The organism is Streptomyces sp. NPDC101151 (assembly GCF_044768335.1).
In the GTDB taxonomy this organism is placed as follows: Bacteria; Actinomycetota; Actinomycetes; order Streptomycetales; family Streptomycetaceae; genus Streptomyces.
Genome location: NZ_JBIWPP010000012.1, coordinates 53,744 through 77,797, shown reverse-complemented (window position 1 = coordinate 77,797; position 24,054 = coordinate 53,744). Strand labels below are relative to the sequence as shown.

General features: G+C 72.7%; 11 protein-coding genes. 3 read left to right on the top strand and 8 right to left on the bottom strand.

Going from position 1 to position 24,054, the window contains the following annotated elements:
• Positions 1 to 203: 203 nt before the first annotated feature.
• The 3 genes from ACIRU3_RS22995 to ACIRU3_RS22985 all read left to right on the top strand — a co-directional run bounded on the left by ACIRU3_RS22995 (position 204) and on the right by ACIRU3_RS22985 (position 5,881).
• Complete coding sequence (locus tag ACIRU3_RS22995; protein WP_404059093.1) at positions 204 to 1,643, top strand: MFS transporter; 1,440 nt, start codon at positions 204 to 206, stop codon at positions 1,641 to 1,643.
• Positions 1,644 to 2,447: 804 nt separating this feature from the next.
• Positions 2,448 to 3,848: a salicylate synthase gene (locus ACIRU3_RS22990; protein WP_404059090.1), complete on the top strand. Its 1,401-nt coding sequence runs from the start codon at positions 2,448 to 2,450 to the stop codon at positions 3,846 to 3,848.
• Between the two features lie 56 nt (positions 3,849 to 3,904).
• Positions 3,905 to 5,881, top strand: a complete 1,977-nt coding sequence (locus ACIRU3_RS22985; protein WP_404059087.1) for a BTAD domain-containing putative transcriptional regulator — start codon at positions 3,905 to 3,907, stop codon at positions 5,879 to 5,881.
• Between the two features lie 86 nt (positions 5,882 to 5,967).
• Here ACIRU3_RS22985 and ACIRU3_RS22980 read toward each other — a convergent pair whose 3' ends face one another.
• The 8 genes from ACIRU3_RS22980 to ACIRU3_RS22945 form a co-directional block, all read right to left on the bottom strand.
• The gene (locus ACIRU3_RS22980) at positions 5,968 to 7,167 is read right to left on the bottom strand and encodes a cytochrome P450 (protein WP_404059085.1); all 1,200 of its coding nucleotides are present in this window, start codon (positions 7,165 to 7,167) and stop codon (positions 5,968 to 5,970) included.
• A gap of 36 nt (positions 7,168 to 7,203) precedes the next feature.
• On the bottom strand, positions 7,204 to 8,160 hold the full coding sequence (locus ACIRU3_RS22975) for an alpha/beta fold hydrolase (protein ID WP_404059083.1): 957 nt from the start codon (positions 8,158 to 8,160) through the stop codon (positions 7,204 to 7,206).
• A 120-nt stretch (positions 8,161 to 8,280) separates the two neighbouring features.
• Positions 8,281 to 9,654: an NAD(P)/FAD-dependent oxidoreductase gene (locus ACIRU3_RS22970; protein WP_404059080.1), complete on the bottom strand. Its 1,374-nt coding sequence runs from the start codon at positions 9,652 to 9,654 to the stop codon at positions 8,281 to 8,283.
• A gap of 50 nt (positions 9,655 to 9,704) precedes the next feature.
• Entirely contained in the window at positions 9,705 to 11,009 is a 1,305-nt protein-coding gene (locus ACIRU3_RS22965) for an AMP-binding protein (protein WP_404059077.1), read from the bottom strand.
• Positions 11,006 to 11,596, bottom strand: coding sequence for a flavin reductase family protein (locus ACIRU3_RS22960; RefSeq protein WP_404059074.1), 591 nt, complete (start codon positions 11,594 to 11,596; stop codon positions 11,006 to 11,008). The genes ACIRU3_RS22965 and ACIRU3_RS22960 overlap by 4 nt, the downstream gene beginning before the upstream one ends.
• A gap of 57 nt (positions 11,597 to 11,653) precedes the next feature.
• A complete protein-coding gene (locus ACIRU3_RS22955; RefSeq protein WP_404059071.1) occupies positions 11,654 to 12,457 on the bottom strand; it encodes a thioesterase II family protein in 804 nt (267 codons plus the stop codon).
• The gene (locus ACIRU3_RS22950; RefSeq protein WP_404059068.1) at positions 12,454 to 14,925 is read right to left on the bottom strand and encodes a beta-ketoacyl synthase N-terminal-like domain-containing protein; all 2,472 of its coding nucleotides are present in this window, start codon (positions 14,923 to 14,925) and stop codon (positions 12,454 to 12,456) included. Before ACIRU3_RS22950 ends, ACIRU3_RS22955 begins: the two co-directional genes overlap by 4 nt.
• A gap of 11 nt (positions 14,926 to 14,936) precedes the next feature.
• On the bottom strand, positions 14,937 to 24,050 hold the full coding sequence (locus tag ACIRU3_RS22945) for an SDR family NAD(P)-dependent oxidoreductase (protein WP_404059065.1): 9,114 nt from the start codon (positions 24,048 to 24,050) through the stop codon (positions 14,937 to 14,939).
• Positions 24,051 to 24,054: the final 4 nt, after the last annotated feature.

Below are 24,054 nucleotides of genomic sequence, written 5' to 3'. Positions count from 1 at the left end.
TGTCTGCGACCGGCGTCGGCCGGTCGGCCCAAACGGCAACACGGCCTGGTCGGGCCATGTTTCGCGGTACTGCGTCCGGGCCGGGGGTGACAACCGACCGACCTCGGGATACAGTTATCGTACGCGTACGTATTACGAGTACAAAAACTCTGGAGGGGCAGATGCCTCAGGCGGGTCTGAACCGGGGAGGGGCACTCTTCGCAGTGGCTCTGGCCCAGTTCACCGTGACCCTGGACATGACGATCGTGAACGTGGCGCTGCCCGACATGGGATCCGGTCTCGACTTCGACCCGGCCCGGCTTCCCTGGGTGGTCAACATCTACGCCCTGTTCTTCGGCGGGTTCCTGCTGCTGGGCGGCCGCGCCGCGGACATGTTCGGGCAGCGCCGCATTCTCCTGTCCGGTGCCACGCTCTTCGCGCTCGCCTCCCTGGTTGGTGGGCTGGCACAGCAGCCGTGGCAGTTGGTGGTCGCCCGTGCCGTGCAGGGGGTGGGTGCGGCGGTGATGGCCCCGGCGGCGCTGGCCGTGCTCACGCTCACCCAGCGCGAGGGCGCGGAGCGCACGCGGGCGCTCGGGGTGTACGCCGCGGTCTCCGCGGTAGGTGGCGGCGCGGGCGTTCTCATCGGCGGACTGCTGACTCAGTACGCCGGCTGGCGCTGGGTGATGCTGGTGAACCTTCCGATGGTGCTCGGCGTCATGGTGCTCGCCATGCGCAGCGTGCCGGCGGGCACCTTCGGCAACAAGCGCGGCCGGCTCGACGTCGTCGGTGCCGTGCTGGCCACGGCCGGTGTGGGTCTGCTGATCCTCGGAGTGGTGCGCACGGACCAGCTCTCCTGGACGTCGACCACCACGGTGGTCACCCTGACCGCGGCCGTGGTGCTGCTCGCCGGCTTCGGTCTGTGGGAGCAGTACGGGCCGATGGCCGATCCCCTCATCCGGCTCGGCCTGCTGGCCAGACGCAGCGTCGGCGGCGCCAACCTCTACATGGGGCTGCTGGTGGCCGGCCAGTTCGGTGTCTTCTACTTCCTCTCGCTCTATCTCCAGCGGACTCTGAACCTGACGGCCGCCGAGGCCGGAGTGGCGTTCCTGCCGCTGTGCCTGATCGTGGTCGTGGGCATCCGGCTGGCCACGCGGCTGCTCCCCGTGGTGGGCGTGAAGGTGCTGCTGATTCCGGCCGGTCTGCTCGCGGCCGCGGGATTCGCCTGGTTCGGACTGGTGGACCCGTCCGGGAGTTACCTGACCGACGTCCTCGGGCCGTCCCTGGTGGCCGGGCTCGGCATCGGCACGTCCTTCGTACCGCTCACGGTCGCGGCCACCGGCGGGCTGCCGCCGCAGGAGGCCGGCATGGCCTCGGCGCTGCTGAACGCCTCGCGTCAGATCGGCGGCGCCATCGGTCTCGCCGTCCTGGTGACCGTGCAGGCCGCCCACACCGACAGCCGCCTGGCTGCCGGAGCCTCGGCGAAGAGCGCGGCGACCGACGGTTACGCCGTCGGATTCGTCCTGGCCGGAGGCTTCCTGCTGCTCGCGGTGCTGGTGGCGGTCTTCGTGCTGCCCGGGCGGGCACGCGGCAAGGGACCGGACACGCCGGCGCCCCCCTCCGCACAGGCCGCCCGGCCCAGCGGTGCGACGGCCGACACGCGCTGACGAGTGATCTTCTCCGCCTGTCCGGGCGGAGTTCCCAGCCGCGACGGCGGGGGCCGCAACCCCCGTCGGCCCCCGCCGTCGCTCTCCACCGTGGTGCCCGTGGACCGCCTCCCGTTATCGGGAATTACGTGAGGCGGTGACCGTGGCGAGGCCGGCCGGCTTCCGGCGGGTGAAATGACTGAATGGCCGGAATAGGTTCCACCGGGAAATGAATGGAGGTGGCCGCCAGGGCCCAGGTAAAATATGTTGAACGGGTATCCTTGATTAGGTAGACTCGTGTTCAGTTCGGTCGACTCGGACAACCGGGTCGACATAGAGGTGTTTCTCGTACGGGGTGGCGATGTCTGATCGGCGTGTGTTCATGAAGAATTGCGGCCGCTCGTCGTCCTTGAGATCGGTTGATTCCTTGCTGCGCTCGTAGCCCGAGCCGCCCTGGCGAATGTCGGGCGCCTCGGTGTGGAGCCGAACGACTCGCACAGGTCGTGAAGCAAGTGGTCCGGCGGTCCGTGCTGCGGAACGTGAGGGTCCGCGAGCCGATTCTTGTCTGAATTCCTACCCTCCCTTTGATGAGTGCGGTCGTCGCGATGTCGCGAAGTGATCGCACTCCTTGTGATGCGCACGTGCGGCGATTCCTTTTCTGACCGCGAGGGTCTGCGCCGCCTCCGGTGATTCTCCGTTCGTGCTGTGTGGTCGGCTCTGCCCGATCTGTCATTGATTTCCCTCAGAGGCGACGACCGCGGGCTTTGGCGAGCCCATCCCTGGCTCCGCCGGACGCGATGTCGCCCCCCACTCGGAGGAAGTGAAATGAAGACCCATTACCGCACCGCCGTGGTGGAAACCACATGCGAGCCGCTGGACATCGCCGTCGGCCTCGCCGCCTCGGGCCTGTTCGAGACCTCGGTGATCCACGAGGCCCCGGACGGCTGGTCGATAGCCGGGGGCGTGGCCGCGGAGGTGGTCGTCGACGCGGACACCCTGCGATGTACCAGGTCCGGGGAGACCCGTGAACACCGCTGGTACGGGGACCCCTTGGCCGCCGTCCAGGAGTTTCTGTCCGACCTGCCGATCGCCGACTGGACCGCGTACGGCTGGTGCGCCTTCGAGCTCTCCCACGCCATCGCCGGGATGACGGTGGAAGAGGGGACCCTGCTCCACCTCATCGTCCCCGAGACGGAGCTCAGGCTGACCGGGTCCCGGATCGTCGTGCGCAGCCTGGACGGCGCGGCTCTGACGGCGGTGGAGAACGCGCTGGCCCGCATCGAGGCGGAGGTGACAGCCGGCCGGGCGGACACGGCTCCGGCTGATCGGCGCCGGCCCGTCGAGGTGGGTCTGGAAACCGGCGCAGGCGCCTACCGCCTGGCCGTGGCGTCGCTGGTCGAGGAGATCAGGGCGGGCAAGCTGCAGAAGGCCATCCTCTCCCGTGAGATCTCCGTCGACGCCGAGATCGATTTCCCCGCCAGCTACCGCAGGGGCCGCCGCCAGAACACGCCCGCCCGGTCCTTCCTCCTGGACATGGGCGGACTGCGCTGCTTCGGATTCAGCCCCGAGACGGTCGTCGAGGTGTCCGCCGACCGGCGGGTGGCGAGCCAGCCGCTGGCCGGCACACGTGCCCTGACAGGGGACCCCGATGTCGACCGCAAGCTTCGCGAAGACCTTCTGTCGGACCCCAAGGAACTGCACGAGCACGCCATCTCGGTGAAGATCGCGGTCGACGAACTCGCCGGCCCCTGCAAGCCGGAGACGGTCGTCGTCGAGGAGTACATGTCCGTCAAGGAACGCGGTTCCGTCCAGCACCTCGCCTCCAGGGTGGTGGGGCGGATACCCGAAGGGGTCAGCCCCTGGGACGCGTTCGCCGCCGTCTTCCCCGCCGTCACCGCGTCCGGAGTGCCCAAGCGCGCCGCCTACGAGGCCATCCGCAGGCATGAGCAGCACCCACGCGGCCCGTACGCGGGCGCGGTGTTGAAGGTCGCCGAGGACGGCACCATGGACGCCGCCCTGGTGTTGCGCAGCGTCTACGCGCAAGGAGGCCGGACCTGGCTGAGGGCGGGCGCCGGAATCGTCGAGCAGTCCCGACCGGAGCGTGAGCTCGAGGAGACCCGCGAGAAGCTGAGGTGCGTGGCCACATCGCTGCTCGCGCGGACCGAGGACTTCGGCACTGTCGCGGCCGGTGGCGCGCCCGTTCGTGCCGGAGCAGCGCGTAACTGACCACGGCTCCGGAGTTCGCAGGCGACCAACCACACACTCATGGAGGGAACGGCACAGTGCTGACCACGGGGGAAACCATACAGATCCAGCTCCTGGGGCCCATACGGGCCTGGCGGGGCGGCACCGAAGTCGTCCTCGGCCCACCCAAGCAACGTGCCGTCCTCGGCCTGCTTGCCAGCCGGGCCGGCGATGTCGTGGGCATCGAGCACATCATCGACGCCGTGTGGGGAGGCGACGTCCCACAGACCGCCGCCAACGGCGTCCACACGTATGTCGCCGGCTTGCGCCGCGTGCTGGAGCCCGGGCGCAGCAGGCGCGGGACCAGCTCTGTTCTCGCTTCCGCGTCCGGCGGCTACTGCCTGCGCATCGATCCCGAGGCCGTGGACGTCACACGGTTCGCGCGCAGCCACGCACAGGCCCGCAAGGCGCGCGCCGGCTGCGGCACCGAAGCGGCTCTCGAGCTGTACGAGGAGGCCCTGACGCTCTGGCACGGTGAGGCGTACGCCGGTATCCCCGGACCGTTCGCGGCCGTGGAACGGACCCGGCTGCAGGACCTGCGGCTGACGGCCGTCGAGGAGCGGGCATCGGACATGCTGGAGGCAGGACGGCACAGGGAGGTGGTCGCCGACCTGTCCGTCGCGGTGGCCGAGGAGCCGCTGCGTGAGCAGCTGCGCTGGCTGCTGATGCTGGCCCTGTACCGCTGCGACCGGCAGGCCCACGCACTCGCCGTGTACACCGAGACGCGGCGACTGCTCAACCAGGAACTGGGCATCGAACCGAGCGCGGAACTGCGCCACCTCCACCAGGACATCCTCGCGGGGCGTCCGGTCACGGCCTGCCGTGCCCAGTCACCCGCACCGGTGACGTCCGTCGACCTCGCGGACACGGTGCCGCCGGACACTCCCCGCCCGGCCCAGCTGCCACCCCTGGTCCGCGGCTTCGTGGGCCGTGCGACGGAACTGGCCAGGCTGGAAGAGGTGTTGGACGTGCAGCTGGCTCGACACCGCGCCAGCACTCCCGTGGCCGTGGTGGACGGCCTGGCGGGTGTGGGCAAGACGGCGCTCGCCCTGGAACTGGCGTACCGGCTGAAGGACCGGTTCCCGGACGGTCAGCTGTTCGTCGACCTCGGCGGCACCCGACTTCAGGGCAAACCGCTCACCGCGTTCGAGGCACATGCCCAGCTGCTGCGCAGCCTGGGCGTCGACGACGCGCGGATCCCCGAGGACCCGGCCGGGCGCGTCACCCTCTACCGCAGTCTGCTGCACGGCCGACGGATGCTGGTGGTGCTCGACGACGCGCTCAGTGCCGACCAGTTGCGGCCGCTGATCCCCCCGGGCTCGTCCTGTGTGCTCGCCACGAGCAGGCAGCGGCTCAGCGGTCTGGCGATCCGCGACGGGGCCCATCTGATCCGGATCGACCCGCTGTCCGACCGGGAATCGGCTGACCTGCTCAGTTATCTCGGCGGGGACCGTCTGCGGGGCGAGGAGGCGGCCGTCATGAGTCTCGCACGCATTTGCGGAGGGCTGCCGCTGGCGCTGCGCAGTGCGGCCGAAGGCCTGCTGGCGACGCGCGACGTTCCGGCAACCGCGATGGTCGAACGGTACTCCGACGAAGGTGCGTTGCTGGACAGGCTCAACGTGGAGGACGACGCGGCAGCGAGCCTGCGCACGGTGTTCGAGGCGTCGTACCAGGCGCTGCCTGCCGAAGCGGCCCGGATGTTCCGCTACCTGGGCCTGCATTCGGGCAATCCGATCACCGTCCAGGTCGCCGCCACCCTGATGGGCACAAGTCGTGCGCAGGCCCGGCATCTGCTCGATCTGCTGGTCGACAACCATCTGCTGGAAGAGGTGTACCGGCACCACTACCGCTTCCACGCTCTGATCAGGCTCTACGCGGCGGAGTGCGCCCAGCGGGAGCCGCTCGCCGACCGTGAACAGGCGCTGACCCGCCTGTTCGAGCCGGGACGCGGCTTCGCGCGGCACCGGAAGGTGGCCCTGGAAGAAGACTGGATGCCGCACGTCACCGCGAGCTGACCGGGGGGCCGCCGCCGGCTTCCGCCGCCGTCGGCCCCACCCTCCCGCCGGATCCTGCCCGGAACCGACGGGACGGCATGCGTGGCTCAGCCGGCGGTGAAGCGGACCGGCAGGTGATGCGGACCGCGTACCAGGATGCCGTGGCGCCACAGCACCGTGTGCGCGGGAGCGTCCAGAGCCAGCCGGGGACAGCGCTCGAGCAGGGAGCGGATGGCGATACGGGCCTCCATGCGGGCCAGCGGCGCGCCCAGGCAGTGGTGGATTCCGTGGCCGAAGGCGACATGACCTGCGGTGGCTCTGCGGATGTCGAACCGATCGGGGGAGGGGAAGCGTGCGGCGTCACGGTTGGCGGCATTGAGATCGACCATCACCGCTTCCCCCGCCTCGATACGGTGGCCCCCCATGTCGAACGCCTCGGTGGCGAAGCGGAAGGTGGCGCTCTCCACCGCCCCGTCATAGCGCAGCATCTCCTCGACCGCCCCGTCCAGCAGGCTGAAGTCGGAGCGCAGCAGGGCAAGTTGGTCGGGGTGCCGGAGCAGTGCGTGCACGCCGTTGCCGATGAGGTTGGTGGTGGTCTCGTGCCCGGCGACGATCAGCAGGAAGACCGTCCCCATCAGTTCGTCCGCCGAGAGCCGGTCGCCGTCCTCGTCGACCGTGCGGATGAGCGCGCTCAGCAGGTCCGGGCCGGGCCGGGCGCGCTTCTCCTCCACGAGAGCGGCGAGAAAGCGCGCGGCATCCGCGGCGGCGGCCGTGCGTTCGTCCGGGTCCTGCGACGAAATCGCCGCGTCCGCCCAGCGCCGCACCTCGGCCTGGTCCAGGAACGGCACACCGAGCAGTTCGCAGATGACCGACATGGGCAGCGGGAAGGAGAACGCGTCGACCAGGTCGGCGCGTCCGTCGGGTGCCGCGAGCATCCGGTCGAGCAGCTCGTCGCAGATCTGCTGGACGCGGGGACGCAGTGCCTCGATCCGGCGTGTGGTGAACTCGCGCGCCACCAGCTTGCGCAGCCGGGTGTGGCGGGGCACGTCGGAGTTCATCATGTGGCTGCCGGACGGGCTCTTGATCGGGAAGGAGGCGGCGGCGTTGTCCCACTGCTTGGACAGCCGGGGGTCGGTGAGCGCGGCCCGTGCCTCCGCGTGGCCGACGACGAGCCAGACCTCGGCTCCCTCCGGCATCCAGGCCCGGTGCACCGGACCGTCGGCGCGTAATCGTTCGTACACCGGATAGGGGTCCCGGGCGAAGTCCTCGCCCAGCGCGGCAAGGTCGATGGGGGTGTGAGCGGCCAAGACAACTCCTCGGCGGTGGGGGGAAGCGGAGGACGGTCAGGCGAGCGACGCGAGGAAGGAGACCAGGGCGTCGCCCACCTCCGCGGGGCGCTCCTGCTGGACCCAGTGCCCCGCCCCGGCGACTATCACGGGTTCGCGGTGGTGGGGTGCTGCCGCGGACAGGGCGTCCACGATCCCGTCACGTCCGGGAAAGGCCCGGTCACGGTCGCCGATCACGAACAGGGCGGGCACGTCGATGCGGGCGCCGGCCCAGGTGGCGGTCAGCTCCCAGTTGCGGTCGAGATTGCGGTACCAGTTCAGCGGGCCGGTGAAGCCGGAGCGCTCGAACGCGGCCACATAGGCGGCGATGTCCTCCTCCGTCAGCCAGGGCGGCAGCCGCTCGGGATCGGCGGCGAGGTCCAGGAAGCCGCCGCCCGGCGGGACCAACGGCGGGCCGGGCGGGCCGCTGAGCTGACGGTCGCCCGAGGCCCCGAACAGCAGGCGCCGGAAGGTGCGGTCCGGGTCCTTGCCGAACTCGGCCTCCGCGACGCCCGGTTGCTCGAAGTAGTTCCAGTAGAACCGCCCGTCGAACTTTTCCCGAGTCTGCCGCAGCGGCGGCAGCGGCCCCCGTGCCGGGGGAAGCACGCTGAGGCCGGCGACCCCGCGGACGACGTCGGGCCGCATGGTGGCGGTGGACCAGGCGACCAGCGCGCCCCAGTCGTGACCGATCACGAACGCCTGCCGTTCACCCAGGGCATGGATCAGCCCGACGACGTCGCCGGACAGATGCAGGATGGAGTACGCGTCCGGGGAATCGGGGCGGTCGCTGCTCCCGTAGCCGCGCTGGTCCGGTGCGACCACGCGGTAGCCGGCCTGCGCCAGCGCAGTCAGCTGGTGGCGCCAGGAGTACCAGAACTCCGGGAATCCGTGCAGGAGAAGGACGAGCGGTCCCTCTCCCTCCTCTGCTACGTGCAGACGAAGACCGTTGACTTCGACGGTGTGGTGGCGGGGCATACGGCTTCCTTGGGGTCGACGGTTCGAGGGGCGAGGGGGTACGACGGGGACGGACGGCGGTCGGGGTGAGGGAAGGCGGGCGGCCGGGGCGGCCGGGCAAGCGGGACCCCGTGCGGCCGGTCAGGTGGTACGGGGTGCCAGGGGGGCGTCGGCGGAGGCGAGGCGTCGGCGCGGTCCCCGGAACGCGGCGGTGAGCGTGCGCGGACGCATCAGCGACGTCACCGGCTTGGCCAGCGCCATCACGTCCACCAACGCGCGGGCCACGGCGGGGCGCTCGGTCGCCGCACGCATGACCCTGTCGGCGTAATGGTTCTGGACCCGGACGGCGGGCGAGAGGCCGGAGCCGACGACGTCCGGGTGACGCAGATCGTCGCTGACGGACAACTGCCATGCCGTCGCGGCGGATCTGGAGACCGCACGCTGGATGCGCGCCGCCACCCCGCGGGTGATGCCGTACTGCTCCAGATGCGCATGCAACGCGGCGACAGCCGAGGCGGCCACGGTCATGCCGTGCGCGTGCGAAGGATTCAGGGTGCACGCGGCGTCCCCGAGCACCACGAGACCCTCGGGATGACGGGGCAGCCGGTCGAAGCGCGGGCGCCGGTTCACCAGCCCCCGGAAACCGCGTACGGACCCCTGCGGGGCGGCCTCCGAGACGAGCTCGGCCAGCACCGGGTGGGAGAGCCCCTTGGCAAAGTCCAGGAACGCGTCGTCACCGACGGGGGGTTCGCTGCCGCGCATACCGATCAGAGTGGCCGTCCACAGGCCGTCCTCCAGGGGGAGCAGGACACCGCCCGTGGCCTCGCCCGTGACGTTGGCGATCATCACGATGCCGGGGGTGGCCCGGTGCCTGTCCGGTGCCGGGCAAAAGATCCGGGTCGCGTACGCGGTGCCCGCGTCGATGACCTCGACGGGCACCTTCGGCAGGCCCAGCGCGCCCAGCCAGTCGTCCACCCGGGACGAACGGCCCGTCGCCGCGACCACGAAGTCGGCTTCCAGCGAGGTGTGTTCGCCGGTGGCGCGATCGCGGAGCCGTGCACCGGTGATCCGCTGCGCGTCACCGGTGAGACCGACGGCCTCGGTCTCCGTCAGGACGGTGATGCGCTCATTGCGCAGCACCAGGTCACGCACCACCCAGTCGAGCAGGTCCCGGCTGCAGCACAGCACGAACTCGTCGTGCGGCGTGCGGGGCAGCCAGCCGAACTTCGTCAGGAACGCCACATCACCGGGAGCGCTCAGCCGGTGGGCGCCGGCCGTGGTCCAGGCACGCAGGAGCCCCGGTACGAGCGCGTCGGCCGTGCGGGCACCGGCGCCCATGAACAGATGCGACTGGCGGGCCTGTGGGACCCCCTTGCGTGGCTCCGGGCGTCCGGGCAGGCCGTCGCGTTCCACGACGGTGACGGAGTCCATGCGGGCGGCCAGGACATGGGCGGCAAGGATTCCGGCGAATCCACCGCCGAGTACGAGTCCGTGTTGACCGGACTTGGTCGACATACCGGTCTCCTTTCTCCGAAGCAGCTGGCGCGAGGGCGGACGGACGGGGGTCAGGCGGCGGTGGGCGGCGGTTCGGTCAGTTCGAGACCGCCGTCCGCCAGGCGGCGCCCGGGCACCCCGGAACGCAGCAGCGGGGCGTCTTCCCAGGCCGCTGCCGTGCGCCCGGGACGGCGGATGGTGCCGAAGGGGAGCGCGGGGCCCGCCGCGCACAGTTCCCCCTCCTGCCCGGCCGCGAGCGGACGGCCCCGGCCGTCCACCACGTGTACCCGGACCTCGGGCACCGGGGTGCCGAGCGTGCTCGGCGACGGCAGGGCCCCCGCCTGCGCGGCGAACTCGCGGGACGTCCAGGGCAGGGCGCCACCCCTCGGGGCGAAGTCGGCGCGCAACCTGGTGTCCGGCAGGGCCGCGAAGTGCCTGGCGACCAGCTCGCCCGGCACCGGGCCGCCGAGGAGCTGGACGAGCCGCGGCCGGATCGGGAGTGTGTCCACGACGGCGGCGTACTCGTCGGGGCTGAACACGACGGCGCACACCGGGCCGACGCGCTCCGCCGGGGAGCCGGCGCCGGGCAGCGTGCGCAACGACCCGCCGGAGGCGAACGCCCACCACATCGCGGACAGCGCACGGGGGCTCGCGGGCGGCGCGGACACGAAGACCTGGCGTGGCGCAGGTCCCGCCGCACGGGTCCGGGCGGCGATCGCGAGCCGCCACGCATGGTGGTCGATCAGGTGCCCCGTGGGTTCGTCCGGCCCCTCGCCGGACACCAGCAGGTAGGCGGCCTCCCGGGCCGACGAGAGGGGCAGCGCCCGTTCCGGCCGGTGCGCGGCGACCCGTCGCCAGGTCTGCTGGTCGTCGAGCGGCAGCGAGGCGCAGCGGCGCGGCCAGGCGTCCTGGGTGGAACGGCTGCACAGGACGGTCGACGCCCCGCTGAGGGCGGCGATCGCCCTGAGCTCCGTCCGGCCGAGACCATGAGCGGCGGGCACGCACACTCCGCCCGCCTTCAGCACGGCCAGCTGGGCCACCACCGCCTGCCGGTGGTCGTCGCAGTGGACGATCACCGGGTCGCCGAGCTGGACTCCGCCGCGGGTCAGCACCGAGGCCAGCTGTGTGGCCCGCAGCTCGGCCGTGGCGAACCCCAGCCCGCCGCGTGCGTCCTGCACGGCGACGGCGCCGGGCCACCGACGGGCGGCCCGGGTGAACACGGCGTCCAGGGTGTCCTCGGCCGGCGGGGTGTTCCGGCCGGCCGCTCCGGCGCTCGTGCCGGCACGCCCGGGACGGAGAGAGGGAACGCCCTGTGCGGTGCGAGGTGTCCTCACGGTGCGCGGAGACGACGTCGCCACCGCCTGGTCAGTGATCACAGCCCTTCCTCGGGGTCGGGGACACATCCAGCCTGGCCCCGCGCTCTGGAGAAGTTCTTGACGGGTGCTGCCTTCTCGGCCGGTGGCGGCCACGAGGCGTAGCGGCGAAGCCCGTACAACAAGGGCTGCTGGGAGCGCAGTTGGGTGACGATGTCCACTTTCCCGAGGACCATGGTGTGGTCCCCGACCTCGTGGGTGGCGGCCACCGAGCAGTCGGCGATCGTGTGCGACGAGTCCGTCAGATGGGGACCGGCGGCGCTCTCGTCGGAGTACCAGGCGACCCGTTCGAAGCGGTCCGGATCCCCGGAGGCGAAGAGTTCGGCGGTCGGACGTGCCTGCTCGTGCAGCAGGTTGACGGCGAACCGGCCGCTCTCGCGTACGGCGTTCAGCGTGGGGCTGCCGCACCGCAGACATACGAGGAGCATCGGCGGATCGAGGGAGACACTGCACAGGGACGTGCAGGTCATGCCCCAGTTGGTGCCGTTGCTGCCGGATGTCGTCACGATGGACACGCCGGTCGGAAACGCCGCCATGAGTGAACGAAGGTCGCCCGGCGGATGGTCTGTCGAGGTCTGCTGACCTGTCATGTCTCTTTCTCCTGTGGAGATGTGGGGCGAGTCATGGGCGGGGCCGGGCCGGGCGGCTCAGACCGCGGTGCGGGCGGACCCGGCGGCCGCGGACGGCTGTTCGGTGGGCGACGACGGGACCCGGGTCCGGATCTCCGCGGTGAGCAGGCGGGTGAACCGTGTGAAGGAGTCGGAGAGAAAGTGGAAGTGTCCGCCGGGCAGCAGACGTCGCCCGAACTCTCCGGCCGTCTCGCCCGCCCAGGCGTTCAGGGAGTCCGGTGGCGCCAGGGGATCGTCCACCGCGCCGAATGCGGTCAGATGCGCCGACAGGGGGCGCCGCAGGGGGTCCGGCCGGTAGGTGCCGAGTGCCCTCAGATCTGCCCGGATCAGCCCGAGGAAACGGTGGCGGAGGTCGGGGTGCTCGTGGAACAGGCTGGGCAGCCCGCCCAGCCGGGCCAGCCCGTGCAGCAGTTCCTCGTCCGGCAGCGCGGGGTCGAGACGGGGCGCCGGGACCGGTGACTTCGGCCCCGGACGGCCCGACACGCCCACCCACGCGACGGGCACCCCACGGTCCTCCAGGGCGTGCGCGACCTCGAAGGCGACGACCGAGCCCAGGCTGTGACCGAACAGCGCCAGGGGAGCGGAGCCGCTCCAGGGCAGCAGATCCTCGACGGCCCGGTCGACCAGCTCCGCCATATCGGCCGACGGCGCCTCCCCGTGACGCTTGCCGCGCCCCGGCAGGTCCAGCAGCAGCAGGTCCCAGTCGTCGGGGAGTCCGCGGTGGAGCGGAAAGTAGGCCGCGGCCGAGCCTCCCGCGTGGTGGATCACCGCGAGGCGCAACGCCGGGGCGTCCAGCCGGCGCGGACGTACGAAGGCGGTCATATGCCCGTCACCTCCGGCTCGGCGGTGGCGGCGGTCGCGGCGATGTCGTCCGACAGACGCCCGAAGAGCTCGGTGAGCGGCAGGTCGAGCGGCAGCTCCTCCGGCGTGAGGCTGACCGCGTAGTGCGCTTCGACCCTGGTGATGAACAGGGTGGACAGGAACGAGTCGCCGCCGGTCTCCAGGAAGGACAGCTGGGGATCGAGAGGGTCGGCTGACTGCAGTACGTCGGCCAACTCGGCGAGCAGATAGGCGCGCACGGCCGCGCGATCGTGCGCGGCGGGCAGGTCCGGGCGGGGTGTGGCGTCGCCGTCGGGCACGCCGGCGGCACGTGTCCCCGGCGCGGGTTCGTCCAGCCAGTGGCGCCTGCGCGCGAACGGATAGGTGGGCAGATCGCCGAGCAGCCGTGCCCCGGGCGCCCGGAGGGCGTCGAAGCGCAGCTCGGCCCCGGCCGTGAACAGCGCGGCCAGCGTTGCCTGCAGACGGGCGGTGGCGCCCTCGGGTGAGTCCGGTATGAGGATGCGGGAGGCCTCCGGCCCCCAGTCGAGTGTGGCCGACGCGTCCTGCGCCGGCTCACCGGGCGCGATGGCGACGCGCACCCCCAGCGAGCCCAGCATCCGGGTCAGCCGCCGTGCCGGGTCGTCGTCCGTGACCTCTCCGTGCCTCGCCAGCCCGGGGAAGGCGTCGGCGAGCACGGCGACTCCACGGGCCAGCCGCTCCGCGTCGGAGGTCACCCGGAGCGTCGCCGGGCCGTCCGGGGGCGCCGCCACTGCCGCCTGCCCGGCCCGGGGCCGCTGCTCCAGCGCAGCCTGCAGCGCTTCGGCGAGTTCGGCCGCGGTGGTGCCGGTGACCGCCAGCCGGTGCCCGAAGACGGCGCGCCCCGTGCGCAGCGTGTGGCACACCGAGGACACCATGGCGGTGTCCGTGCCCTTCAGATACGTCCGGACCCGCTCGGCCAGCCGCTGCAGCGCTCCTTCGTCCTTGGCGGACACGGACAGCAGCTCGGTGCGGACGCCCCCGGATCCGGCGGACTCCGCCGGCCGCGCACCGTCCTCGTCCACGACGTCCTCGTACGCGGCGACGACGACATGGGCGTTGGTGCCGCTCATGCCGAACGAGTTGACGCCGGCGACCCGGTGGGGAAGGGCCGGCGGCCAGGGCCGGTTGCTCCGGGGCACCTCGAACGGCAGCCGGTCCCAGGGAATGTGGGGGTTGAGCTCGCCGTCATCGTCCGAGAGCGTGGACGGGATCTCGCCGTGCCGCAGCATCAGGACCGTCTTCATCAGCGCGGCGATCCCCGACGCGGCCTCCAGATGGCCCAGGCGGGCTTTCACGCTGCCCAGCGCCAGCGGAGTGCCCCGCTCGCGCACGGCCTCGCCCACCACGTTGTCGAGCGCGCCGATCTCGATGGGATCGCCGAGTACGGTCCCGGTGCCGTGGGCCTCGATCCAGCCCAGCTCGGCCGGATCGGTGCGGGCGTCGGCCAGCGCCGCCCGGATCACCTCCTGTTGCGCGGGTCCGTTGGGGGCGGTGAGGCCGGAGGCGGCGCCGTCGTGGTTGACGGCCGTACCGCGGACGACCGCCAGCACCGGCCGGCCCTCCCGCCGGGCGTCGGCCAGCCGCATCAGGGCCAGTGCGCCCACCCCCTCTGCACGCCCGTAGCCGTCGGCCGAGGCGAGGAAGGACTTCGAGCGGCCGTCGGGGGACAGGGCCCGGGTCTGGGACAGCGACACCATCAGGTTCGCGGACAGCAGCAGGTTCGAGCCGCACACCAGCGCATAACGGCACTCCTCGTCGCGCAGCCCGCGCACGGCGAGGTGCAGCGCGGACAGCGACGAGGAACAGGCCGTGTCCACGCTGACCACGGGCCCGCGAAAGCCCATCACATAGCCGATCCGCCCCGCGCCGAAGCACAGCCCGCCGCCCGTCGTGTAGTACGGGTCGATGCGCGTGGTGTCCGCGCGGTCCTCGAGTCGCTCGCTGTACTCGGAGGCCATCATGCCCAGGTACACACCCACATCGAGGCGTGCGGAGCGCTGGACCGGGATCGCGGCCCGCTCCAGGGCTTCCCACGCCGTCTCCAGGAGCATGCGCTGCTGCGGGTCGAGAAACCTGGCCTCGCGCGCGGAGATCCCGAAGAAGTCCGCGTCGAAGTGCGCGATGTCCGTGAGGAAGCCCGCCCGGGACACGTACGACCGGCCCGGCGTGCCCGGCACAGGGTCGTACACGGCACGCAGTCCCGGTCGCTCGTCGGGCAGTTCCGACTGCGCGTTCGCGCCGCTGCGCAGAAAGTCCCAGTAACCCTCGGGCGAGTCGATGTCCTCGGCCGTGCCGGACGGCAGCCGCAGGCCCATGCCGACGACCGCCACCGGCGCGTGCCTCGCCTCCTCCAGTTCCTCGACCCTCGCCCGCAACCTGCGGGAGAGAGTGAGCTGCTCCTCCATCAAGGCGCGTATCTGCGCGGTGTCCATGGTCTGCGCCCTCATTTCTCTGCCGCCACGTCCGCCTGCACGGCGTGGAGGAGTTCGTCGAAGGTCAGGCTCTGCAGGGAACCGTCGTCGGTCGCGGATTCGGAGACGGCCGGTGCGTGGTCCGCGGGGGCGGACGCCTGGTGCTCATCGCCGTACAGCCCGGCCATGACGTGTGCGGAGAGCCGGGCTACGGTGGGGTGGTCGAAGGCGATCGTCGCGGGCAGGTCGGTGTCCAGCGCCTGCGAGAGCCGGGTCCGCAGGTCGATCACCATGATCGAGTCCAACCCCATGTCCCCGAAGCCCCGTTCCTCGTCGACCGCGGAGTCTTCGCCGAGCACCTCGCCGGCCAGTGCGCCTATCTCCGCGCGGAGACGGGCATCGCCGCGCTCGCGGCCGAGTCCTTCGAGCTCCGCCCGCAACCACCCACGGGCAGGCTCCTCGGCCTGGGCGGGACGGGGGAGCGATCCGTCGAACAGGCTGGTGCGGCCACGGCCCGACAGTGCTTCGGCGTGCCGGGACCGGTCCACGGCAACCGCGACCAGCCTCTCCCGACGCCCGTCCAGGGCCACGGAGAGCAGCTCGTCCGCCTCTTCGTCCGTCAGCGGCCGGATGCCCAGGCGGGCGGCGGCCCGCTCGACGCTGTCGGTGGCGGCCAGTCCGCGTCCCGAACGCGGGCTCCACGGGCCCCAGTCGACACTGGTGGCCGGGATCCCGCGGGATCGCAGCAGTCGGGCCAGCCCGTCCAGGAATCCGTTGGCCGCCGCATAGTTCGCCTGCCCCGCCGAGCCGAGCACGCTGGAGGCCGAGGAGTAGAGCACGAAGGCATCCAGCGTGCGCTCGCCCAGGGCCTCGGCGAGGGTGACGGCTCCCCGGGCCTTGGCCGCGAAGACCGTCTCGAAGGAACCGGCCGTCAGCTGCTCGAAGGCGTGGTCGTCGGCGGTACCCGCCAGATGGAACACCAGACGCAGCGGGCCGTCCTGCTCGGCACGGGCCACGGCTGCCCGGCAGTCGTCCGGATCGGTGACATCGCCGCGCACCACGTGGACCCGGGTGCCGCCCGCTTTCAGTTCGTCGAGCAGGGCACGGGCGGCGTCGTCCGGAGCGGAGCGCGACATCAACGTGAGCGACGGGAACGTGCGCCGGGCGAGGAACGCCGCGGTGCTGAGCCCGAGTGCCCCCAGCCCGCCGGTGATCAGCACGCCACCGGGTGCACCCGGTTCCTCGCCTCGTCCGTCCGCCTCCTGCGCGCCGATCGCGCCCGTCCCGTCCTGCGGGCCGGTGTCCCGCAACGGCGTCAGGTGAGCCGTGCGGACGGTGTGCGCGGACACAGCCAGGACGCCCTCGCGCGGCCCCGCCACCAGGGTGCGCGCCAGGGTGCCGGCGTCCCAGTCCGGGGTCAGCCCGATCCGCAGCAGCCGGCGACCGGGCTGCTCGGCGGCCAGCGAGGCGAGCAGACCCCACAGCGCCTCGCGCAGCGGCGCCGCGGAGTCCGTGTCCGCGCAGAGCACGGCGTACGGAACAGCGGCGGGCGCGGCCCGCAGGGACTCGGCAAGCTCCAGGGCGGCGGCCAGAGTGGCGTCCGCGTCCTGCGCGGTCGGGCGGTCCGGCGCATGGAAGCGGGCGTCGACGACGAGATCCGCGTCGGCGGCGGCGAGCCCGGCCGCGTCCACGGCGCTGACGCGGTGCCCCTGGGCCTCCAGCGCCACACGTGCGGTCCGTCCGGTCTCGTCGTCGGCGCCGAGAAGGGCGATGTCCTGCCGGGCGGCCGACGCGGAGGGCTGTTCCACCGGCGTCCACACCAGTTCGTACGCGTGCTCCGTCCCCGTGCGCAGAGAACGCTCGAGCAGCGCACGCGGGGCGGCACGGAACCGGAATCCGTCCACGGCGAGCACGGTCGAGCCGCCGGCCCCGAACAGATGCAGATCAGCGGACTCCACCTGGAGGAAGTCACCGGAGCTGCGCTGCCGCACCGCCCGTACGTGACCCCACAGCTCCTCGTCCGGCCCCGGCCGGCCGGGGAAGTCGAGCCGGGCTGCCGCGAAGGGGATCGCGAGCTCGCGGGCCTCCGCGACCGGATCCGCCCCGGGCTGGTCCACCCCGAAGGCGACCGTGCTCTGCAGACAGGAGTCCAGCAGCCCCGGGTGGATCTCGTAGGCCGACGAGGGCTCCTTCGTGTCCCGCGGCTGCACGAAGCGGACGAGCGCCTCGTCGCCTGTGATCCACACGTCCCCGATCCAGCGGAAGGAGGGACCCAGGTGGTAACCGAGCGTGTGCAGATGGCGGTAGAAGGCTTCGCCGCTCAGATGCCGCTCGGCGGTGGCGACGAAGGCGTCGCGGTCCGGCGTGGCCCGTGGCCGGGCCGGCTCCGCGGGCACGACCCGGGCCGCCAAATGCTCCTGCCACTGGTCGCGTCGAGGGTCGACGAGGCTCTGCACGCTCACGGTCCGGGTACCGTGTTCCCGCTCGCCTGCGAGGGTCTGGAGCTCGTAGCACTCCCCGTCCCGCAGGACCAGTGCCCGCGGGAAGTGCAGGTCCTCCAGAGCGACCGGCACGCCTCCGTCGCCCAGTGCCGACAGGGCGGTGGCCGTCTGGGACGCCCCGGGGACCGACACCGTGCCGAACAGCCGGTGGTCGGTGAGGTGGGGCGGATAGACGGTGCTGCGCTCGGTGACGAAAACCCGTCCGCGCAGGGCGGGAGAGCGCAACTCGGTGCCCCAGGCCGGCCCGTGGTGCCGCGGGCGGGCCGCCTGAGGGGCGCTCCGTGCCTGTGTCCAGTGCCGTGTCGCGGCGAACGGGTACACGGGTGCGCCGACCCGGGGTGCGCCGTCGCGCCGGTGCACGGCGTTCCAGTCGAGGTCCGCTCCCCGTTCGTAGAGCGTTCCGGCGGCGGTCAGCAGCGAGTCGCGGTCGCCCCTGCCACGCCGCAGTGAGGCCGCGAGACCGCCGGCCGGTTCGAGGCCGGCGGACCGCACGAGATTGATCAGGGTCCGGTCCGGCCCGATCTCCAGGCACACGTCGATACCGAGGGAGTCCAGCCGGCGTGCGCCGTCGTGGAACCGGACCGGGTTGCGGGCATGCCGGCACCAGTAGTCCACGTCGTAGGAGTCCGCGTCCGCGAGCCCGCCGGTGAGGTTGGACACCACGGGCAGCCGGGGCGCGCGGAACTCGAACGCTCCCATGCTCTCGGCCAGCTGGGACAGTGCCGGGTCCAGCAGGCGCGAGTGGAAGGCGTGCGAGACGCTGAGCCGCCGGGACCTGACCCCCTGTTCCTTCAGCCGGGCGGCGAGCGCGTCCACTGCCTCGGGAGCACCGGAGACCACGGTCGACTCGGGGGCGTTGACGGCCGCGAGGTCCAGACCCGTGCCGTCGATCCAGTCGAGCACCTGCTCCTCGGACGCGACGACCGCCAGCATCGCGCCGCGCCGGGTGTCCTGCATCAGCCGTGCACGCTCGGAGATCAGGCCCAGCCCCGTCGGCAGGTCCATCACCCCCGCATGCAGGGCCGCGGCGATCTCACCGACGCTGTGTCCCATGACGACGGCGGGCGTCACGCCCCAGGACTCCCACAGGGCCGCCAGCGCGATCTCCAGCGTCACCAGCGCGGGCTGCGTCACCCGGGTCTCGTCGATCAGCCGCGGGTCGCTCCCGTACAGCGTCAGCTCGGTCAGTGAGGCGCCCAGTCGGGGAGCGAGCACCTGATCGCAGGAGTCGAAGACCTCCCGGAAGACCGGCTCGGTCTCGTACAGCTCCCGGCCCATGCCGAAGTACTGGCTGCCCTGGCCCGAGAAGAGGAACGCGACCCGGGGAGCGCGCGCGGGTTCCCGGACCGGCGCGGCGCCGCGCAGAGCCGACCTCAGCTGATCCCCGGAGCGGCCCGACAGGGCGCGCCGGTAGGGGAAGTGGGCGCGCCCGGCGCCCGCCGCCGAGGCCAGGGCCGGCAGTTCCTCCTCGGTCGCCTGCGACAGCCGCCGCTCCCAGGCCTCGGTGAGCCGCTCCAGGCCCGCCGCGTCGGGGGCGGACAGCGGGACGAGGTGCGTCCGGGGCGCGCCGGGCGCCGCGGCCGTCGCCGGAGAGGTGACGGGCGGGGCGTCCGACAGCAGGACGTGCGCGTTGGTCCCGGTGAAGCCGAACCCGGAGACTCCTGCCAGCCGGGGCCGCTCACCGGCCCGCCAGGGGGTCGGTGTGTCGGCCACGCGGAGGTTCATGTCGGCCCACGGCACATGCGGATTGGGTTCGTCGAAGTGGAGGTTGGCCGGGATCACTCCGTGGCGCAGCGCCAAAACGGTCTTGATGACGCCGACGACGCCCGCCGCCGACTCGCAGTGCCCCACATTGCTCTTGACCGATCCCACCAGCAGCGCTTCGCCGGGGCGCCGCTCCGGGCCGAGCATCCGCCAGGCGGCACCCAGTTCGATCGGGTCGCCCAGCGCGGTACCGGTCCCGTGGGCCTCCAGATACGACACCTCGCGCCCCGCGACGCCGGCGTCCGCGAGGGCCGCCGCGAGCATCGACTCCTGCGCCCGGCCGCTGGGTGCGGTCAGTCCCGAGGAGGCGCCGTCCTGATTGACGGCGGTGCCGCGGATCACGGCCAGGACCCGGTCGCCGTCACGCCGGGCGTCGCCGAGGCGTTTGAGGGCGAGCACGCCGCATGCCTCGGAGCGCACGAAGCCGTCCGCTCCGGCGGAGAACGTCCGGCAGCGGCCGCGCGGCGAGAGCATGTGGGCCTGGCTGACCGCGACGGAGGACAGCGGGTCGAGCAGGACGTTGACACCGCCGGCGAGCACGGTGTCGGTCTCGCCCGAGCGCAACGAGCGCACCGCCAGATGCAGGGCCACCAGCGAGGACGAGCAGGCCGTGTCCACGGCCACGGCCGGTCCGTTCAGCCCCAGGGTGAAGGCCAGACGCCCGGCGGCCGCGTTCAGCGCCGTACCGGTGCTGTAGTACGCGTCGACGCCGTCGGGTCCGCCCCGGGCCAGCAGCCGCGCGTAGTCCGAATAGCTGATGCCGACGAACACGCCGGTACGCGAGCCCCGAAGGCTCTTGGGGTCGATGCCGGCGTCCTCCAGGGCGTGCCAGGCCGACTCCAGCAGGAGCCGCTGCTGCGGGTCGAGGTTCTCGGCCTCCCGAGCCGGGATGTCGAAGAAAGCCGCGTCGAACCGGTCCAGGTCGTGCAGGAAGCCGCCCTGGTCGGTGGTGATCCGGCCGGCCGGACCCGTGCTGTGCACAAGCTCCTCGTCCCAGCGGCCGGGCGGCACGGTCCCGACGCCGTCCCGGCCCTCGCTCAGCAGATCCCACAGCTCGTCCACGGAATCCGCTCCGGGGAAGCGGCCCGCCATGCCGACGAGGGCGATGGGTTCGCGGTCGTCCGCGGCGGGGTGGGGCACTGCGACGGCGGACGGCCGGGGCAGCGGTGCGTCGGGGGACGGCGGCGGGGCGGGCTGGGGTGGCGTGACGGAGGACGGCAGCGCGGACGGCCGCTCCAGCAGGAACCGGCTCAACTCGCGGACCGTGGGGTGGTTGAAGACGTCCGCGACCTGGAAGCCGAGGCCGAACACCGTGGACAGCCGCTCCGACAGGTCCACCGCCATGATCGAATCCAGGCCCAGGTCCAGGAATCCGGCATCCTCCCGGACCGCGTCCGGCTCGGCGTGCCCGAGCTGCTCTGCGAGCAGCCGGCGGACATGGCCGCGGATCGCCTCCTCGCGCGCCTTCGGCGCCAGTGCGGCGAGTTCGTCGGCGACGCACGCCTCCCGCGCGGACGGGGAGCTCTCGACCGCCTCCGGGGTACCGGAGAACAGGCCGCGGGGGCGCAGTCCGGACATGATCCGGGTCAGCCGTGGCAGATCGAGCGGACAGACCACGGTATGGCCCGCGGGCGATCCGGCCTGCCCGGTCAGCGAGGCCCGGCCGGCTTCGGGGGAGAGCGGACCGACGCCGAGCCGGGCGAACTTCTCGCGTGAGGCGTCGTCGGCCATCCCGGCGCCGTCCAGCGCCCAGGGACCGTATGCCAGGCTCACCGCCGGCAGCCCGGAGCCCGCCCGGTGCGCCGCGAGGGCGTCCAGGGCTCCGTTCGCCGCCGAGTACGCCGCGCAGCCCTCGGTGCCCCACAGCGCGGAGACCGAGGAGACCAGCACGAAGAAGTCCAACGGCCAGTCGGCCGATGCCAGATGGAGCAACCAGGCGGGGGCCGCCTTGGCGACCAGTGCCGCCTCGAAGTCGCGCCGGGCCGTCTCGGCCGCCGGGGCACGGTCCACGGTGCCCGCCGCGTGCACGACGCCGCGCACCGGTGGCATGCCCCGAAGGGGCGCACAGGCCGCGTCGAGCGCCTCGCGGGTGTCGCAGCCGCCCGAGCGGTAGACGACCTCGGCACCTTGCGTGCGCAGCCTTTCCATGAGCGCCTGTGCCGGGGGCGCCAGGTCCTGTTCCGGCCGCCTGCCGATGAGCAGCAGATGCCGGGCCCCGCGCGTCACCAGCTCCTGGGTCAACTCGCGCCCCACAGCTCCCAGGCCGCCCGTCACCAGATACGTCGCATCGGCCCGCACCGGCAGCGCGGACGGATGCGGGACCGCTCTGCGCAGACGTGCCCCGCGCACCGCACCCGCGCGGATCGCCGCGGCGTCCTCGGCGGGCAGGCCGTCGCCGGCCGACACCGCCTGCGTCTGGCGCGCGGCGAAGCCGAGCAGGGCGCGCAGGTCGGCGGGGGTGGGCTCGTGGGGCAGGTCGACGATCCCGCCCCAGGCGGACCCGAGTTCGAGGCCGAGCACGGGGGCGAGTCCGTGCAGCGCCCCATGGCCGGTCGACGCCGTCCGCTCACCGTCGGCGACGCGCAGTGTGCCCCGGGTCAGGACGTGTACGCGGTGCGGCCCCCCGACGTCGTGGAGCCCGCGCACCGCCGCCGTCACGGCCGCGCACAGCGAGGCCGTGGCCGCGACGGGGTCGTCGGGCGCCGCGGCGGAGGCGACCGCGAAGGAGCGGAACGCCAGCAGGAGCGAGGTGGGGGCAGCCGTCTCCCGGCCGCTCCAGAACCGGACCCACTCATGGGCCTCGACGGGCAGGGGCGCGTACTGCCAGCCGTCCGGTACGGCCACGGGGTGCGGGGCGAGCACGATGCCGTGCTCCGCCTGGGCCATCAGCGCTTCCAGCAGTGCGTTGTCGTCGCCTGCCACGACGAACTGCCCGGTGGGCGTGTCGACCTGGGGGAGCGTCTCCCAGACGACCTCGTGGGCGACGGGCAGTGCCGGACCGCCAGGACCGGGCGCCGGTACGCCGGCAGGCTGCAGGGGCGTACCGTCACCGGAGGCGACAGGCGGCGCAGCGGACCGGGGCGCGGCCGACGCCGCGGGCACCGACGCCGGTGCGTACGGCCGGCGCTGCCACGGGTACGACGGCAGGTCGGCGACCCGCCGAGGCAGCTCCGGAACCGGCAGCGCCCCCTCGGCCGCGCCCTCCCCGGATGATGCCTGTGCGGCCTCCATCGCGTCCGACCCGGATCCCGTGGCGAGCGCCCGGAGGGCGGCCCGCGCGGCGACCGCGTCACCGGCCGTGATCCGGGCACGCACGGGGAGGCGGCTGCGGCCGTGGGTCGCGGTGTAGGCGAACGCGGCGAACCCGGCCTCGGTGCCGGCGGCGGGGGTGTCGTCGAGATGGTCCGCGTACCGGGCCGCCAGCTCCCGCAGTGCCCCGGTGCTGTGGGCCGACAGATCGAAGCCGGTGACCCGTGGTGCGTCCGCCGGCTGAGCGTCGACCGGTTCCGGCGCCTGGGCCAGCACGACGTGCGCGTTGGTGCCGCTCATCCCGAACGAGCTGACGGCGGCGTAGCGGCCGGCTCCGGCCGGCCAGTCGGTCAACTCGCCGGGCACGGTGATGCCCGTGCCGGACAGATCGATGCGCGGGTTGAGCGTACGGAAGTGCACGAGCGGCGGCACCTGGCGGTGTCGCAGCGTCAGCACCGCCTTGATCAGCCCCGTGATGCCGGCCGCGCTCTCCAGATGGCCGAAGTTGGTCTTCACCGAGCCCACCGGCAGCGGCGCGCCCCCGTTGCGGCGGCCCAGGGCCGTCGCCAGCGCCTCCATCTCGATCGGGTCGCCGAGCGCGGTCCCCGTACCGTGCGCCTCGACATGGCCGATGTCCGACGGCTCCAGCCCGGCCTGGGCCAGCGCCGTCTCGATGAGCGAGACCTGGGACAGCACATTGGGCGCGGTGAACCCGCCGGAGCGGCCGTCCTGATTGACCGCCGTGGCGTGCAGGACGGCATGCACCCGGTCGCCGTCGCGCAGAGCGTGGTCCAGACGCTTCAGTACGACCGCACCGCAACCCTCGCCGCGTGTGAAGCCGTTGGCGCGGGCGTCGAACGTCTTGCACAGGCCGTCGGGCGCCAGGGACCGGGTCTCCTGCACGAGGCGCATCGAGCGGGGGGACATGATGAGATTGGCCCCCGCGGCGAAGGCGATCGTGCATTCCCCGCGGCGCAGGGCCTGGGCGGCCAGATGCACCGCGACCAGCGAGGACGAACAGGCGGTGTCGACGGCGACCGCCGGGCCGCGCAGTCCGAGTGCGTGGGCGATGCGGCCGGCCGCGAAGTTGTGGCCGTTGCCGGTGGTCGCGTAGGCGTCGGGCTCGGACTCCAGCCACTCCCGGTAGTCCTGCCACATGATGCCCAGATAGACCCCTGCCGTGACGCTGTCCAGGCGCTCCGCCGGTATGGCCGCGTTCTCCAGGGCCTCCCAGGAGACCTCCAGCAGCAGCCGGTGCTGGGGATCGAGGTGTCTGGCCTCGCGGGGGCTGATGCCGAAGAAGTCGGCGTCGAAGCCGAGCACGTCGTCGAGGAAGCCGCCACGCTGGGGCAGCCCTTCCCACGCTGCGGCGAACGGGCCTTTGCGCGCCTCGGGCAGGGGGCGCACGAAGTCCCGGCCCTCGGCCAGCGCCGACCAGTACCCCTCCAGGTCGTCGATACCGCCGGGCAGGCGCAGGCCGATGCCGACGACGGCGATCGGCTGGTCGCCCTCGTGTTCGTCGAGCCGCCGGCGCAGGGTCCTGATCGTTTCGAGCGCGCGGGTGAGGGGGGTCTGCTTGCGTGCCGGCACGGCGTTGTCGTCCGTCGTGTCACCGGTGCTGGTCTGAGCCATGAAC